This is a genomic window from Streptomyces sp. NPDC031466, from assembly GCF_055581265.1.
Map to the genome: position 1 here is coordinate 273,153 of NZ_JBVIJT010000011.1, position 17,046 is coordinate 290,198.

General features: G+C 72.9%; 8 protein-coding genes. 6 read left to right on the top strand and 2 right to left on the bottom strand.

The features are described from left to right. Positions 1-398 precede the first annotated feature (398 nt). Genes ACZ5GP_RS27590 through ACZ5GP_RS27615 form a run of 6 tightly spaced genes read left to right on the top strand, consistent with a single transcriptional unit; the run spans position 399 to position 12,243 of the window. Positions 399-6,470 (top strand): acyltransferase domain-containing protein, encoded by a 6,072-nt coding sequence (locus ACZ5GP_RS27590; RefSeq protein WP_468753379.1) that lies wholly within the window; start codon positions 399-401, stop codon positions 6,468-6,470. Then, on the top strand, positions 6,467-8,296 hold the full coding sequence (locus tag ACZ5GP_RS27595; protein ID WP_468753380.1) for a non-ribosomal peptide synthetase: 1,830 nt from the start codon (positions 6,467-6,469) through the stop codon (positions 8,294-8,296). The genes ACZ5GP_RS27590 and ACZ5GP_RS27595 overlap by 4 nt, the downstream gene beginning before the upstream one ends. Positions 8,297-8,331: 35 nt before the next feature. Then, positions 8,332-10,116, top strand: coding sequence for a beta-ketoacyl synthase N-terminal-like domain-containing protein (locus ACZ5GP_RS27600; RefSeq protein ID WP_468753381.1), 1,785 nt, complete (start codon positions 8,332-8,334; stop codon positions 10,114-10,116). Further along, on the top strand, positions 10,113-11,351 hold the full coding sequence (locus ACZ5GP_RS27605) for a cytochrome P450 (RefSeq protein WP_468753382.1): 1,239 nt from the start codon (positions 10,113-10,115) through the stop codon (positions 11,349-11,351). Before ACZ5GP_RS27600 ends, ACZ5GP_RS27605 begins: the two co-directional genes overlap by 4 nt. Next, positions 11,351-11,551: an MbtH family protein gene (locus ACZ5GP_RS27610; RefSeq protein WP_468753383.1), complete on the top strand. Its 201-nt coding sequence runs from the start codon at positions 11,351-11,353 to the stop codon at positions 11,549-11,551. The genes ACZ5GP_RS27605 and ACZ5GP_RS27610 overlap by 1 nt, the downstream gene beginning before the upstream one ends. After that, positions 11,548-12,243: a formyltransferase family protein gene (locus ACZ5GP_RS27615; RefSeq protein ID WP_468753384.1), complete on the top strand. Its 696-nt coding sequence runs from the start codon at positions 11,548-11,550 to the stop codon at positions 12,241-12,243. Before ACZ5GP_RS27610 ends, ACZ5GP_RS27615 begins: the two co-directional genes overlap by 4 nt. Before the next feature lie 113 nt (positions 12,244-12,356). Here ACZ5GP_RS27615 and ACZ5GP_RS27620 read toward each other — a convergent pair whose 3' ends face one another. Continuing rightward, entirely contained in the window at positions 12,357-15,638 is a 3,282-nt protein-coding gene (locus ACZ5GP_RS27620; protein ID WP_468753385.1) for an AfsR/SARP family transcriptional regulator, read from the bottom strand. Between the two features lie 439 nt (positions 15,639-16,077). Further along, the gene (locus ACZ5GP_RS27625) at positions 16,078-17,001 is read right to left on the bottom strand and encodes an LLM class F420-dependent oxidoreductase (RefSeq protein WP_358910953.1); all 924 of its coding nucleotides are present in this window, start codon (positions 16,999-17,001) and stop codon (positions 16,078-16,080) included. Positions 17,002-17,046 lie beyond the last annotated feature (45 nt).

The following is a 17,046-nucleotide window of genomic DNA, read 5'->3' on the forward strand; positions in this document are numbered from 1 at the left end:
CCCCACTTGTTTCACCTTTCACAGGGTGGCAGTCTGAAGTTGTCGGTCGGGCGAGTACCTCGTTATGCGGTCCGCGCCAGTCCACACCATTCTTGACCTGGGAACATTCAGCCGGGAAGACTAAAACGGGGGTCGGGTCGCGGTGCGGGTACCAGTTCTCTTCCAGCCATTTCTCCCTGTACGGGCTTGACACGGACGCCTCGCGTACCGCCTGTGCGCTGACGCCCCTTTCCTGTGAGACTCGGCCCCGGCCGTGCCTATCCGCACGTCCGTGTGCAGGCCGCAGCCACCTCATTCCCGCCACTCTTTTTCTTTCCGACCGTCGGGGTTTGTGAAGCCTTAAACATCCAGGCACCTGCTCCGCCGGTCCATTCCGTCCGCCCTGCCGAGGAGCCGAAATGCCCCAAGAGCGCGCAGCAAGAGATTCTCAAGCCATTACCGATTTTTTGCTGTCTCGCGTCGCTGAGCTGATGGACTTGTCCAAGGAGGCCGTCGATCGCTGGGCGCCGATGCACCAGTACGGCCTGGACTCGCTGAAGTTGTCGAAACTCGCCGCCGCGTTGTCCGAATTCCTCGGCTGGAAAGTCCCGGTCACGTGGATGTGGCAGTACCCGACGGTCGACGAGCTGGCCCGCGCACTCCTGGCGGGTCCCCGGAGCGCGCAGGCCGCCGCCCCGAGCGAGGAGCGGCGCGCGGCCTCGCACGAGCCCATCGCGATCGTCGGCATCGGCTGCCGCTTCCCCGGCGGCCCCGACCCCGCCGCGTTCTGGCAGTTGCTGACCGAGGGCGGCGACGCCGTGGGTCCCGTGCCGGCCGCGCGGCGCGAGCTGCTGGGCGACACGGTGCGCTGGGGCGGCTTCATCGACGGCATCGACCAGTTCGACCCGCTGTTCTTCGGCATCTCGCCCCGCGAAGCCGTCCAGATGGACCCGCAGCAGCGGCTGATCCTGGAACTGGCCTGGGAGGCACTGGAGGACGCGGGTGTCGCGCCGGACAGTCTCGTGGGCACCGAGACCGGCGTGTTCATGGCCTCCTGCTGGGGCGACTACGCCGCGTTGGCGCACTACCGGGGCCCCGACGTCCAGATCACCCCGCACACCGCGACCGGCATGCACGACGGCATCATCGCCAACCGCGTCTCCTACGTCCTCGGCCTCCAGGGGCCCAGCATGACCATCGACGCGGCCTGCGCCGGATCGCTGGTCTCGGTGCACGCGGGCTGCCAGTCGCTGTGGCTGGGCGAGAGCGAGCTGGTGCTGGCCGGCGGCGTCAACCTGAGCTTCGTCTCGGACTACTACACCGCCATGGACGCCATGGGCGCGCTCGCCCCCGACGGCCGCTGCAAGTCCTTCGACGCCCGCGCCAACGGCTACGTACGCGGTGAGGGCGCCGGTGTCGTCGTACTCGCCCCGCTGAGCGTCGCCCTCGAACGCGACCTGCCGGTGTACTGCCTGATCAAGGGCAGCTCGTCCCAGAACGACGGTCTGAGCAACGGCATGACCGCGCCGAACCCCCAGGCGCAGGAGCTGATGCTGCGCAACGCCTATCGGCGGGCCGGCATCGCGCCGTCCCTCGTGGACTACATCGAGTGCCACGGCTCCGCGACACCCCTCGGCGACCCGATCGAGGTCAACGCCATCGGCGCGGTCCTCGGCGGCGACCGGGCGGAGCCGCTGCGGCTCGGCTCCGTCAAGTCCAACGTCGGGCACCTGGAGGCGGCGGCCGGCATCGTCGGCCTGGTCAAGCTCGCCCTGTCGATCCGCAACGGGGTGCTGCCGCCGAGCCTGCACTACGCCACCCCGAACCCGCAGATCATGTTCGACGAGTACAACCTCACCGTCCAGGACCGGCTCACGCCCTGGCCCCGGCGGTCCGACGCCCGCCGCGGCGGCGTCAGTTCGTTCGGTTTCGGCGGCGCGATCTGCCACGTCGCCGTCGAGGAACTGCCGCGGCCCGAGAGCTCGCTCGTCCTGCTGGGCGAGGACTCCCTCGAAGCGCTGGCCCAGCGGGCCTCGGCGCTGCGCGAGGAGAGCGACCTGCGGGCGGTCTGCCGCCGGTCCCCCGGCGACGGCGCGTTCCGGCTCGCGGCCACCGCCCGCGACATGAGCGAACTGAGGGCAAAGCTGGACGCCTTCGCCGCCGGCGCGAAGGCCGACGGGCTGAGCGTCGGTGAGGCGAGCGGGCGCCGGCCGCGGGTGGCGTTCCTGTTCTCGGGCAACGGCTCCCAATGGGTGGGCATGGGCAGGCAACTGCTCGCCGGCATGCCCGTGTTCCGGCGCTCCATGATGCGCTCCGACCAGCGGATGCGGGAGCTGCTGGGCTTCTCGCTCGTCGACCAGCTGCTGGCGCCCGACGGCCGCATCGACGACATGGACGTCTTCCAGCCGCTGCTCTTCTCGATCCAGGTGGCGCTGGCCGACGCCTGGCGTTCGCTCGGGGTGGAGCCGGACGTCGTGGTGGGGCAGAGCGTCGGCGAGTTCGCCGCCTCCCACATCGCCGGCGCGCTCGACTTCGACGACGCCTCCCTGCTGGCCGCCCACCACGGCCGGCTCCTGCAGCAGCTGGCCGTCGGACGCGGTGAGGGCATCGTGGTCACCACCGGCGCGGACGCCGTCGAGCCGTACCTGAGCGGCAAGCTCGCGATCGCGGGCCGCAACGGCCTGAACTCCACGCTGGTGACCGGCACCCCGGAGGAGATCGACGGGCTCGTCCAGCGGCTGACCGACGAGGGCGTCACCACCCACCGGGTCCGCATGGGCCACGCGCCGCACTCGTCGCTGGTCGACCACGTCCTCGCCCCGCTGAAGGTCGAACTGGAGGGCATCGCACCGCGCACCACGCGCGTCCCGATGATCTCGACGGTCACCGGCGAGGCCGTCGACGGAGCGGAGCTGGGACCCGAGTACTGGGCGGCCAACCTGCGCCAGGAGATCCGGGTGGTCGACGCCCTGCGGAACCTGCGCGACCACGACATCGACGCGGTGATCGAACTCAGCCCGCACCCCGTCCTGCTCAAGTCCGTGGCGGAGATCCTGCCCGTCACCACCCTGCCCTCGCTGCGCCGCGGCGCGGACGAGGCCGCGACCCTGCTCGGCTCGCTCGGCGCGCTCCACACGGCCGGTCTCACGGTCACCCCGGGTCCGTTCCTCGCGGGCGACCGGGGCCGCCACGTCACTCCCGCGCCGGGCGAGGTCGCGGCCGACGAGCGGGTGCACCTCGTGCCCGTCACGGCGCGCACGGCGGACGCCCTGGTCGACACCTGCCGCGAACTGTCCAACCACGTCGAACGGGACCCCGGCCTGCGGGTCTCCGACCTCGCCTACACCCTCGCGACCCGGCGCGCCCACCACGGCCAGCGCGTCGCGCTGTTCGCCCGCAACCGGCAGGACGTCCTGGACGGCCTCGCCCGGCTCGCCGCCGGGGAGCCCCACCCCGACGTCGTCACCGGCACGGTCGCCGGCAACCGCGACCGGCGGGTGGCGCTGGTCTTCTCCGGCGGCGGCACCCAGTGGGTCGGCATGGGCCGCGAACTCCTGCGCTCCCACGAGGGTTTCCGTACCTGGATGACGGCCTGCGACGCCGCCGTGCGCGCGGCCGGCGGCTGCTCGGTGCTCGACCAGCTCGCCGCCCCGGCCGAAGAGGCCAGGTTCGAGGAGATGGACTTCCAGCAGCCCGTCCTGTTCGCCCTCCAGGTCTCCCTGGCGAAGGTCTGGCTCGGTCTCGGCATCCGGCCGGCCGCCGTCGTCGGGCACAGCCTGGGCGAGGTCGCGGCCGCCTGTGTGTCCGGCGCCCTGTCGCTGGAGGACGCCGCCCGCGTGGTCGTCGCCCGCTCGCACCTGCTCGAACGGAAAGCCGCCGCCGGCGCCATGATCTCGGTCGACCTGCCGGAGGCGGAGCTGGTGCCACGGCTCGCCCCGTACGCCGAGCACGCGGCCGTCGCCGTGGTGAACAGCCCCACCAGCGCGGCCGTGTCGGGCTCGCCCGAGGCCATCGACGCCCTGGAGGCCGACCTGAAGCGGGACGGGATCTCCACCCGCCGCATCCGGGTCGAGCGGCCGGTGCACAGCCCCGGCATGGACCCGCTGATCGAGCCGCTGCGCGAACGCATCGACGGCATCACGCCGTTGCCGCACACCATCCCGTTCCGCTCCACCGCCCTGGCCGACACCGTGGACCCGGTCGCCGACGTCGACTACTGGGTGCACAACCTGCGCAACCAGGTCCGGTTCGCCGAGACGATCGGCGCGCTGGTGGACGAGGGCATCGGCACCTTCATCGAGATCGGCCCGCACGAGACGCTGCGCGGCGCGGTCGAGGAGATCGCGCTGACCCGGGGCGCCCAGGTGCACGCCGTCAACTCGCTGCGGCGGGGCGAGAGCGACGTCCGCTGCCTGCTGGGGGCCGTCGCGTCGCTGTACGTCCGGGGCATCCCGCTGACCTTCGACCCGCTGTTCTCCGACGACGTCCAGGTCGTGGAGACCCCGCTCGTGCAGTGGCAGAAGGACCGCTACTGGATCGACACGACACTGCGCCCCCAGTCGGTGTCGGCGCCGGTCACCCAGTCGGCGGCGCAGGGCGCGACCGCGACCGTGACGGCGCCGGCAGCGGTGGTCCCGGCCGCGGTGCCGGTGGCCGAGCCCGCCGCCCCGGCCGTGGACGACAGGGCGCCCCAGGACGTCGTCCTCGGTGAGATCGCCGACGCCCTCGGCGTACCGGCGAGCAAATTCGACGAAGGGGCCAGTCTGCGGGACTTCGGCCTCGACTCGATGCTGGCGATCCGCCTGGTCAACAGGTTGCAGTCGCTGTTCGGGCACCGGGTGTCGCCGGTGGTGTTCCTGGACGGGCGGACCATCGCGGAGGTCGTCGCCCACGTCGTGGAGACCATCGGCGGGACGGCGCCGGCGCCCGCGGCGGTACCGGCGGCGCCCGCCCCCGCGGCGACACCCGTACCCGTAGCCGCGCCCGCCCCGGCGCCCGCCCGGCCCGCGCGGACGTTCCTCGACGACCTGTCCGAGCTGGACGCCGAGGAGCTGGTCGAGGAGCTGGCCGCGCGCGGTCTCCTCGACCCGACCGACGACCCGGCACTCGACCAGCTGCGCGCCGACGGCCTCGGGTTCACCCTGGCGCCGGTGTCGCACGGCCAGGCCTCGCTGTGGTTCATGCAGCAGGTCTCGCCGGACGCCGTGCCGTACAACTTCATGGTGGCCGCCCGGATCCGGGCCGCCGTGGACGAGAAGGCCCTCGAAGGCGCCGTCCGGGCGGTGATGGAGCGGCACCCCGCGCTGCGCACGCTCTTCGTGGAGGCCGGCGGCAGCCCGCACCAGGTCATCCTGGACGAGCCGGAGTACGAGTTCGTCGTCGAGGACACCACCGGCCTGGACGACGAGCAGGCCCGCGAGGCGCTGGCCGCGATCGGGCACCTGCCGATGGACCTGGACAACGGGCCGCTGGTGCGCGTGGTGCTGATGACGCGCGGGCCCGAGGACCACTACCTGCTGCTGCTCGTGCACCACATCGCGTCGGACGCGGCCTCGGCCGACGTGATGATCCGCGAACTCCAGGAGTTCTACGAAGGCGCCGACCCCGCCACGCGCGAACCGGTCGCCCCGTACACGGAGTTCGTCGAGTGGGAGCGGGAGTGGCTGGCGGGGCCCGCGGCCGACGCGGCGCTGGACTGGTGGTCGCAGAAGCTGGCCGACCCGCCCGCCCACCTGGACCTGTCCACCAAGGAGCGCCCGCCGGGCGTCACCTACGACGGCCGTGACCTAACCTTCCGCTGGAGCGCGGAGGAGAGCAGGCTGCTGCGGGAGTTCGCGGTCCGTGAGGGGGTGTCGGTCAGCACCGTCGTCCTGGCGGGCTTCTTCGCCACCCTGAACCGCGCGGCCGGGGTCGAGGACTCCGTCCTGGCCACCGCCATCGCCCAGCGCGGCGAGCCCGGCTGGGAGTCGGCCATCGGCTACTACCTGAACACCGTGCTGGTACGGGCGCGGCCGGCCGGCGACCGCAGTTTCCGGGAGCTGCTGAGCGAGGTCCACGCCTTCTCGCTCGGCCTGCTGGAGCACATGAACTATCCGCTCGACCTGTTGGCGTCCGCCCTGAAGCCGCCGCGGGCCGAGGGCCGCTCGCCGTGGTTCGACGTGGTGGTGAACTGGCTGTCCTCGGACGCCTTCCCCCGCTCCGTCAAGCTCTTCCACGGCATCGGCGAGACCCTCGCGCCCGACGGCGCGCTGCCGCTGGAACCGCTGCAGGTACGCAGGCACCTCGCCAAGTTCGACCTGGAGATCTCGATGGCCGACATCGACGGCGAGGTGGCCGGCCACGTCCAGTACAAACCGAGCTATCTGGAAAGGGAGACCGTGACGGCACTGCTCGCGCTCTACCGCACCGTGCTCTTCGAATCGATCGCCCAACCCGACCTGGCACTCGAAGGCATCGCGCCGAGCGGCCGCCCCGAGGAGACGGACAAGTGACCGAGACCCTGCACTCCGAGTTCATCGAACAAGCCGTCAAGAACCCCGACGCGCCCGCCGTCTACTCCGACGCCGGCGTCCTGACCTACGGCGAGCTGAACGAGCGCTCCCGCGTGCTGGCCGAGCGGCTGGTGGCCGACGGCGCCGGTCCCGGTGTCCCGGTCGGCGTCTGCGTCGAGCGCACGCCCGACCTGCTCGTCGCCCTCCTGGCCGCGCTGCGCTCCGGTTCCTGCTACGTGCCACTGGACCCGAACTACCCGGCCGACCGGCTCACGTTCATGGTCCAGGACAGCGGGACCCGCCTGCTGCTGACCACCCCCGCGTCCCGGGCCAACTGCCCGGCGGGGCCGACCGTGGTCGTGCTGGGCGAGACCGTGACGACCGAGCCGGGCGCGACACCGGTGCCGGTCGTGCCCCACGACACCGCGTACGTCATCTACACCTCGGGCTCCACGGGCAGGCCGAAGGGCGTGGCCATCCGGCACGGCGGCTGCGTGGCGATGCTCGCGGAGATGGACCGGGTCCTCCAGGGCTGCGACCTGAGCGGCGTCTCGGCGGCCGCCTCGGTCTGCTTCGACATGTCCGTGATGGAGATCTTCAACGCGCTGTGCCGGGGCGGTGCCGTCGTCCTCGTGGAGAGCGCCGTCCATCTGCCGGAGAGCCCGCACGCCGACAAGATCACGCATCTCAACGTCATCCCGTCGGTCATGAACAGCCTGCTGGACGCCGGCGCCCTGCCCCCGAACGTGCGCTCGATCGTGTTCGGCGGCGAGGCCCTGCGCCGCAAGCTGGTGGACCGGGCCTACCAGGAGACCAACGCCGAGCGGGTCTTCAACGCCTACGGCCCCACCGAGGGAACCGTCTTCTGCTCGTTCGGCCCGGTGCCGCGGGACTCGGCCGACGAGCCGACGATCGGCCCGCCGACGGACAGCGCCCGGGTCCGCGTACTGGACGACGACCTGAAGGAGGTGCCCGCCGGGGAGTCCGGTGAGCTGTACCTCGGCGGGGTGGGCCTCGCGCACGGTTACGTCAACCGGCCGCGCACCACGGCCGAGCGGTTCGTGCCGGACCCGTCCCTCGCCGGTGAGCGCATGTACCGCACCGGCGACCTGGTCAAGTTCACCGCCGACGGCGAACTCCAGTTCCTCGGCCGCACCGACCACCAGGTCAAGCTGCGCGGCTACCGCATCGAGCTGGAGGAGGTCGAGGCCCGCCTGACCGGCTGCCCGGAGGTCCGCGAGGCCGCCGCCGTCGTCCAGGGCAACCGGCTCATCGGCTACGTCGTGCCCGCCGGCGACGGCGCGTCCGAGGACGGCCCCAGGCTGGACGCGGGGCTCCAGAGCGCCATCACCGGCAGGCTCGCCGTCGAGCTGCCCGACTACATGGTCCCCGCGACGCTGGTGTTCCTGCCCGCGCTGCCGCTGGGGCCCGGCGGCAAGCTCGACCGCGACGCGCTTCCCCAGCCGCCCGCCGCCGACCCCACGGCCGGTCCCCTGACGGCCGCGGGCACCCCGACCGAGGTGGCCCTCGCGGAGATCTGGGGCCAGCTCCTCGACCTCGACCCGGCGGGCATCGACGTCCACGCCGCCTTCTACGACCTCGGCGGCGACTCGCTGCTGCTGGTCCGCCTCGCCCGGCTGATGACCCGGCGCTTCGACCGCCGCGTCCGCGTGCCCGACCTGTTCAGCTTCCGGGACATCTCCTCCCTCGCCCGCTGGCTCGACGAGGAGAGCGGCGCCACCCCCGAGGTGGTCCAGTCCGCCCGGCTGCGCGCGGGCGCCCGCCGCGCGGCCCTGCGGGGCCGCGCCAAGTCCAGCGGCAGCTGAGCCACCCCCATCCGACCCGAAGCAGGAGTTCCCTCATGACCGAAAGCCCCGAGCAGGACTACGACCCGGGTGACGTCGCCGTCATCGGCATGTCCCTGCGGGCCCCCGGCGCCCGCACCAAGGAAGAGTTCTGGGACAACCTCGTCCACGGCAGGGAGTCCGTGTCGTTCCTGGCCAAGGACGACATCCACGTCGACGAGACGCTGATCCACAGCCCGTTCTACGTACGGGCCTGCGGCGTCCTCGACACGTACGACAAGTTCGACCCGTCGGTGTTCGGCATCAGCGACCGCATGGCCGCCGCGATGACCCCGGAGAACCGGCTGTTCCTGGAGAGCGCCTGGGAGACCCTGGAGGACGGCGGCTACGACCCCGACCGGGTCACCGGCGAGGTCGGTGTCTACGGCGCCAACAACCCGCAGACCGCCGCGCTCTACAGCTCCCCGCCGGACCGCGTGTCGGTCGGCCCCGAGGCGATCGAGGCGAGCCTCGCCTGGTCGCCGGACACCATGACGTCCAACGCCCTGTACTACATGGGCCTCACCGGTGAGGCCGTGACCGTCGCCGCGGTCTGCGCCGGCTTCCACTACGCGGTGCACCTGGCCTGCCAGTCGCTGCTGCTCGGCCAGACCGACATGGCGATAGCCGGCGGTTCGATGGTGCGCCTGCCGCACCCGCGCGGTCACCTGTGGGAGGAGAACCGCATCCTGTCCAAGGACGGCCACTGCCGCCCGTTCGACGCCAACGGCACCGGCACCGCGCTCTCCAGCGGTGTCGTCACCGTGCTGCTCAAGCCGGTGGGCCAGGCCGTCGCCGACCGCGACCACATCTACGCCGTGGTCAAGGGCTCGGCCGTCAACAACAACGGCGTCAGCGCGATGGCCTACGGCCTGGCGCAGCCCGAGCGGCTGAGCGCGTGCATCGCCAACGCCATGGAGGTCGGCGGCGTCACCCCCGACACCGTGTCCATGTACGAGGCCAACGGTCTCGGCATGCCGATGACCGACGAGCTGGAGGTGCACGCGGCGAGCATGGCGTTCGGCAAGCAGACCGGCACCACCTCGATCGGCGGCGTCAAGGGCAACGTGGGCCACGGCGGCGTGGTCTCCGGCGGCTTCGGCGCGATGAAGGCCGCGCTGGCCCTGCACCACAAGACGCTGCCCGCGACGATCAACCTGACGGAGGTCAACGAGGACCTCGACCTGCCGAGCACGCCGTTCGTGCCGCAGGTGGAGACGGCGGACTGGGCCACGGACGCCGGCGTCCGCCGCGCGGGCATCACCTCGATCGGCGGCGGCGGTTACAACGCCCACCTGGTCCTCGAAGAGGCGCCGACCCTCCCCGGGCGGGAGCCCGAGGCGGCGGGCAGGCCACGCCTGGCCACCCTGTCGGCCCTGGACGACGAGGCGCTGGCCCGTCAGCGCGCACGGCTGAAGGACTGGCTGGAGGCCGATCCTGAGCTGCGTCTCGACGACGTCTGCTTCAGCCTCAATATGGGCCGCAAGGTGATGGCCCGCCGCTGGGCGGCCGTCGTCCGCAGCCGCGAGGAGCTGATCGCGGCGCTGTCCGCCGACGCCCCCCGGGGCCTGGCCACCGAGACGGCCGCCGCGCCGCGGGTGGACGTGGACGCCTTCCGCCGCGGGGACGAGGGGATCGTGCCGGCCGGCACGGACGCGCAGGCGCTGTCGGACCTGGCCGCCGCCTGGGTGAACGGTCAGCAGGTGGACTTCGCCTCCCTGCACCGGGGCGAGGCCAGCCACCGGGTGCCGCTGCCCACCTATCCCTTCCAGCCGCGCCGGTTCTGGCGCACGGACTGGTGACCGTGAGCACTCCCGCACTGGACACCCTGGACCTGGGCGACCCGAACACGTTCGCGGAGCACGACCTCGACCCGTTCTGGCGCACCCTGCGGGACACCGCGCCGGTGTACTGGAACCCGCCGACCGACGGCCGCCGCGGATTTTGGGTCCTCTCCCGTTACGACGACATCATGGCCACCTACCGGGACAACGTGAACTTCACGTCGGAGCGCGGCAATGTCCTCGTCACGCTGCTGGGCGGCGGTGACGCCGGCGCCGGCCGGATGCTGGCCGTCACCGACGGACACCGGCACCACGAGTTGCGCAAGATCCTTCAGCGGGTGCTCTCGCCTAGGGTCCTGAACGCGGTCGCGGCGACGGTGCGGGTCAACACCCGGCAGTGGATCCGGGAGGCGGTCGAGGCCGGCTCCTGCGACTTCGCCGAGCAGATCGCCAGCCGTATCCCGATGACGACGATCTCGAACCTGCTCGGCGTGCCCGAGCAGGACCGGGAGTTCCTGCTCTCGCTCACCAAGACCGCGCTGTCGACCGACGACGAGGACGTCGACGAGGTCGACTCCGAGATGGCCCGCAACGAGATCCTGATGTACTTCATGGACATCGTCGAGGAGCGGCGCGAGTCGCCGGGCGACGACGTCATCAGCATGCTCGTCGGCAGTTCCATCGACGGGGTGCCGCTCTCCGACGAGGACGTGGTGCTCAACTGCTACAGCCTCATCATCGGCGGCGACGAGACCAGCCGGCTCACGATGATCGACTGTGTGCGCACCCTCGCGGCCCGGCCCGACCAGTGGCGTCGGCTCAAGAACGGCGAGGTCAAGACCGACACGGCCGTGGACGAGGTGCTGCGCTGGGCCTCGCCCACGATGCACTTCGGGCGCACCGTCGTGCGGGAGACCGAACTGCACGGTGTGCGGCTGCGGCCGAACGACATCGTCACGCTGTGGCACGCCTCGGGCAACCGGGACGAGCGGACCTTCGACCGGCCGGAGGTGTTCGACCTCGGCCGGACCCCCAACAAGCACATGGCCTTCGGCTACGGCCCGCACTTCTGCGTCGGCTCGTACCTGGCGAAGGTGGAGATCGCCGAACTGCTCATGGCACTGCGGGACTTCACCACCGGGTTCGAGCAGACCGAGGAGCCGCAGCCCATCCGGTCCAACTTCCTGACCGGGTTCTCCACGATGCCGGTGCGGTTCCTGCCCGATCACTCCGGACTGAAAGAGGTCGACTGATGAGCGGCAACCCCTTCGAAGGTGGCGACGGCGACTGGCTGGTGGTGGTCAACGCCGACGAGCAGTACGCGCTGTGGCGGCCGCACCTGGAGGTGCCCGAGGGCTGGCGGGTCGTCCACTCCTGCCCGGACCGCGAGGGCGCCCTCGACCACGTCGAGCAGCACTTCACCGCGTTGACGGCAAGCCGGGAGCACGAGTGAACATCTACATCTCGGGACAGGGGGCCTTCGCGGTGCAGGTCGCGGACGCCCTGTTGGACGAAGGCCACAAGATGGTGGGCGCGGCCTCACCCCGGCTGCGCAAGGGGCAGTCGGACGAGAGCAACGCGATGTGCTGGGACCGGCTGCGCGCCTGGGCGTTCCCGAGGAGCATCCCGTGGACGGACTCGGCCGAGCTGCGCGCGATGCACATCCCGGACGGGGTGGACATCATCGTCGCCGCGCACTCCCACGCGTTCCTCGGCCGCCGGACGCGCGCCAAGGCCTCCGTGGCCACCATCGGCTACCACCCCAGCCTGCTGCCGCTGCACCGGGGCCGGGACGCCATCCGGTGGACGATCCGCGACGGGGACAAGGTGACGGGCGGGAGCGTCTACCACCTCACCGAGCGCACCGACGCCGGTCCGCTCGCCGCCCAGGAGCACCTGCTCGTGCCGCCGGGCTCGACCCCGCAGAGCCTGTGGCGCGAGCACCTGGCCCCGCTGGGGGTGCGGCTGCTGGTGAAGGTGGTCGCCGACCTCGCCGCCGACCGGCGGATAGAGGTCCCGCAGGACGAGAAGCTGGCGACTTGGGAGCCGGCGATGGACACGAAGCCCCTCTTCAAGCCCGAACTGATCGCGCTGCCCGGCACGGCACGGGTGGACGGCAGCAAGTGGGCACTGCACGGGCAGTGAGGGGACGGAGGTGATGTGGGTGTCGTGGGTGCGCGGATGAGTACCGCGTGACCTGACCGGACCCGCGTGCCGACCTGGTCCGACGGCTTCCCGAGCCGTGGCCGGCACGCGGGTCATACGGGCACGGCAGCGGCCGCCGCGTGCTGTCTCCTCGCACGGCGGGGCTCCCACCGGGCGAGCAGCGCGGCGATCTCGGCGGCCTCCGCGGCGCCGCGCCGGTCCATGGCGCGGTGGGCGATCAGCAGGGCCGCCCTGGCCCGGTCGAGGTCGCCGAGCGCGAGCAGCGCCCGGCCGCGCGCGGCCATCGCCAGGGCGTGGCAGAAGGCGTCACCCGGCTCGCCGTCGACGGCGAGTGCCGCGTCCGCGCAGTCGAGGGCCGCGCGGGGGCCGGTGAGGTCCAGTTCGCAGAAGGCGAGGCGGGCCCAGCACAGCGCCGCCCGGCGCGGGTCGCGCGAGCGGTCGTGCAGGCGCCGCGCCTCGCGCAGCCGGCCGGCGGCCTCGGCGGCGCGGCCGTCCCGCAGCAGGGCGCAGCCCGCCTGGTAGAGGACGTGCGCGAGGGTGGAGGTGCTGTCGGCGCACCGTGCCCGGCGCACCGCTTCGGCCAGCGCGGTGTCGGCCTCCGGGCGCCGCCCGAGTACGTCGAGCGCCCGCGCGAGGGGGGTCAGGACGCGGATCTGGTCGCCGTGGCCGCCGAGCGCGCCGAATCTGGCGTAGGCGAGCCGCAGTTGCTCCAGGGCGGCCTTCGGGCGGCCCATGGCCATGAGTACGACGCCCAGTTCACGGGCGGCCTCGGCGGCGACCAGCGGATCGCCCGCCGACGCGGCCAGGCGCAGGCTCTCACGCAGGGTCCGCTCGGCACGGCCGTGGCTTCCGGTGCCGTGGTGCGGGGCGCCGAGCAGGCGCAGGGCGCGGGCCGCGCAGAGGTCGTCGCCGTGCCGCCGGGCGCTCTCCAGGGCCAGCTCGGCCAGGGGCACCAGATCGCGATGGCGTGGGGTGCCGGCCAGCAGATGGGACCAGGCGGTGAGCAGGTCGACGGCGGGGCGCAGGCCATGGGGGGCGCCACCGCCGTCGTCCGGGTCCGGGTGCTCGGGGATGTGGCGCAGGGCGTTCTCGGCGGTCGCGTACAGGCGGGAGTGCGCGACCTTGAGCCAGTCGTGCGCGGCCGCCTCGTCCGGCAGGTCCTCCCCCGGGGAGGCCGGGCGGTGCAGCAGGTCGGGCAGTACGGTGTGCGGCTCGGTGCGGCGGATGGCGGTCACGACGGTGGCCAGGACGTGGTCGAGGAGGCGCAGCCGGGCCTCGGTGCGCTCGCGGGGGCTCTCGTGGCGTGCGCACTGGCGCCTGGCGTAGAGCCTGACCAGGTCGTGGAAGCGGTAGCGGTCCTCACCGTGCGGCTCCAGGAGGCCCGCGTCGACCAGGAGTTCCACCATCGTCTCGGCCTCCTCGTCGGCCACGCCGAGCAGGGCGCCCGCGGCGCCGCGGCAGAAGGACGGCATGGGGCAGAGGGAGACCATGCGGAAGGCGCGGGCGAGGCCGGGGCCGAGGGCCTCGTAGCCGGGCCGGAAGGTGGCCTCCACGCCCAGGTCGGCCACGCGCAGCTCGTCGAGCCTGCGGTGCTCGTCGCGCAGCCGGGCGGTGAGATCGGCGAGGGTGCGGCCCGGCCGCGCGGCCAGCCGGGCGGCGGCGATACGGACGGCGAGGGGCAGCCCCCCGCAGGAAGCGACGAGTTCGCGGGCGGCGGCCGGTTCGTCGGCCACGCGGTCGTGGCCGATCACCGCGGCGAGCAGGGCGAGCGCCCCCCGCTCGGGCATCGCCTCGACGTCGAGGAGGCGGGCGCCGGGCAGCGTGATGGTCCGTGAGCGGCTGGTCACCAGGACCGCGCAGCCGGGGGTGCCGGGCAGCAGCGGCCGTATGTGCGCGCTGTCGCGGGCGTTGTCGAGGACGACCAGGACGCGGCGCCCCGCGAGGAGCGAGCGGTACAGGGCGGTCCGCTGGTCGAGGCCGTCCGGTACGGCGCTCGCGGGTACGCCGAGGGCGCGCAGGAACCCGGCGAGCGCGCTGCCGTTGTCCACGCCGGGCGCGGGGTCGGTGCCGCGCAGGTCCACGTACAGCTGTCCGTCGGGGAAGTCCTCGCGCAGGGCGTGGGCGACGTGCACGGCGAGCGCGGTCTTGCCGACGCCGCCGAGTCCGGTCAGCGTGGCCACGGCCATGGTGTCGCCGGAGACCGCGCCGCGCAGCGTCTCGCTCAGCAGCCGCACTTCGCCGGTGCGGCCCGCGAAATCGGCTATGTCGGCCGGGAGTTGAGCGGGTACGAGGGGCGCGTACTGCCTGTCGGGGGTATGGAGGGCCCCGTCGTCGGCTGGGGTGAGCGGCCCGGTCGGGGCGGAGGCGGCCCGTGGCGTCTGCGGGGCCGGAACCGGGTGCAGTCGGCGAGCGACGTCGCGGCGAGGGCCGCTCCCGGAGCCACCTCCGGGGCGAGGGTCATCGTCGCGGGCCGACGCGACCTGGTACCGGGGGCGTTCCGCGGCCTGCGGCGGGGGTGCGCACGGGCGCGGATCGGCGACCGGCGGGAGGGACGCGCCGTTGAGCAACCCCTCGTGCAGGGCGGCGATTTCCCGGCCCGGCTCGACGCCCAGCTCGGTGGCGAGCGTGCGGCGCGTGGCCTCGTACACCGCGAGGGCGTCCGCCTGCCGTCCCGCGCGGTGCAGGGCCAGCATCAGCAGGGCCTGGGGGCGTTCGCGCAGCGGGTGTTCCGCGGCGAAGGCGCGAAGCGGAGCGGTCGTCTCGCCGTGGGCGCCCAGTTCGATGGCGCAGGCGAAGAGTTCCTCCTGGGCGGTGACGGACAGTTCGGTGAGCCGGTCGCGCTGGCGGCCGGCGTAGGGCCCGGGCAGGCCGGCCAACGGGGCACCGTCCGACAGTGCGAGGGCCGCGGTCAGCTCACCGTGGGCGTCGGCGTGCCGCCCGGCCGCGCGCATGCGCCGGGCGGCCGCCACCCGGTCCTCCAGCTCGCACGCGTCCACGGCGTCGCGCGGCACCCGCAGCGCGTATCCGTCGCCGGCCGACACCAGGAGCCGGGCGGGCTCGCGGGAGCGGCGGCCGGGTTCGAGGAGGCCGCGCAGCCGAGAGACGTACGTACGCAGGGTGCCGACGGCGCGCGGCGGCGGCTCCTCGCCCCAGAGGGCGTCGACCAGCTCCGACACGGGAACCGGGTGCCCGTCGCGCAGCAGCAGCGCGGCAAGGGTGGCGCGCTGCTGCGGGGAGCCGAGCTTCAGCGGCCGCCCGTCGCGCCAGGCACGCACCGGCCCGAGGACCTGGAACGACAACGCCCCGCCCGCGTCGCCTCGCACCGTCTCCCCCGTGCCGTTCCGGATCGGTCCGCCGTCCGCGTCGCTCCGCATCGTCCGACCGCACCCCTTGCCCCAAGACGCCTCGCGCGTGTGCCCGTTCGTACTGGCCTTCGATGGCCGCGCGCACCAAACGTTACGACAGTCGCCCCCGCCTCCCCGCGTACCCGGCGCACCCGCGCCACCTTGTTGACCAGGTATTGACGCTGCTGGAGAGCCGCGTGAGGCATATGCGCCAAGCAGTGCGCGCATTCGGCCGGATGCGGCGAGCGGCGGAACGCGAACGGGTCCACGCCCGTCCCAGGGCCCGGCGCGGACGCCTTCCGGGGCCCCGCCTGGGGGCGGACTGCCCAGGAAGCGGACTGTCCAAGAACCGGACTGCCCAGGAACGGGCTGCCCCGGAAGCTCCCGAGAAGCGGACCGCACAAGAAGCGGAGGAGTGGCCGCCAGGCACCGGAGGGGTGTGCCCGGCGGCCACGTGTGGGGGTCGCGGCTAGGACAGCTGCGACTGCACCTGCGAGGAGATCAGCTCCAGGTGGTCCAGGTCGGCGAGGTCGAGGCACTGGAGGTAGATACGGCTCGCGCCGATCGCCTCGTACCGACCGATCTTGTCGACGACCTCGGCCGGTGAACCCGCCAGGCCATTGGCCTTCAGCTCGTCCACCTCTCGGCCGATGGCCGCCGCACGCCGCGCGACCTCCGCGTCGTCCTTGCCGACGCAGGCCACCAGAGCGCTGGAGTACACCAGGTCGTCCCCCTTGCGCCCGGCCTGCTCGGCGGCCGCGCGGACCCTGCCGAACTGGCGCTCGCTGTCCTCGATCGAAGCGAAGGGGATGTTGAACTCGTCGGCGAACCGCGCCGCCAGCCGAGGGGTGCGTGTCGCGCCGTGGCCGCCGATGAGGACCGGCACCTTGGACTGCGCGGGCTTGGGCAGGGCAGGTGAGTCGGTGAGCTGGTAGTGCTTGCCGTCGAAGTCGAAGGTCTGGCCGACCTCCGTAGCCCACAGGCCGGTGACGATCTCCAGCTGCTCCTCCAGGCGGGCGAACTTCTCCTTCGGGAAGGGAATGCCGTACGCCTTGTGCTCCTCCTCGAACCAGCCCGCGCCCAGGCCCAGTTCGACCCGGCCGCCCGACATCTGGTCGACCTGCGCCACCTGGATCGCGAGGACGCCGGGCAGCCGGAAGGTGCCGGCGGTCATGAGCGTGCCGAGCCTGATCCGCTTGGTCTCCCGCGCGAGCCCGGCCAGGGTGATCCACGCGTCCGTGGGGCCGGGCAGGCCGTCGGCGGCACCCATCCGCAGATAGTGGTCGGAGCGGAAGAAGGCGTCGAAGCCGAGGTCCTCCGCGGCCTTCGCGACGGTGAGCAGGGTGTCGTAGGTCGCCCCTTGCTGGGGCTCGGTGAAGATTCGAAGGTCCATGGCTCCATCCTGCCTGCTCGCATGCCCGTCGACCCCGCCGGTCCC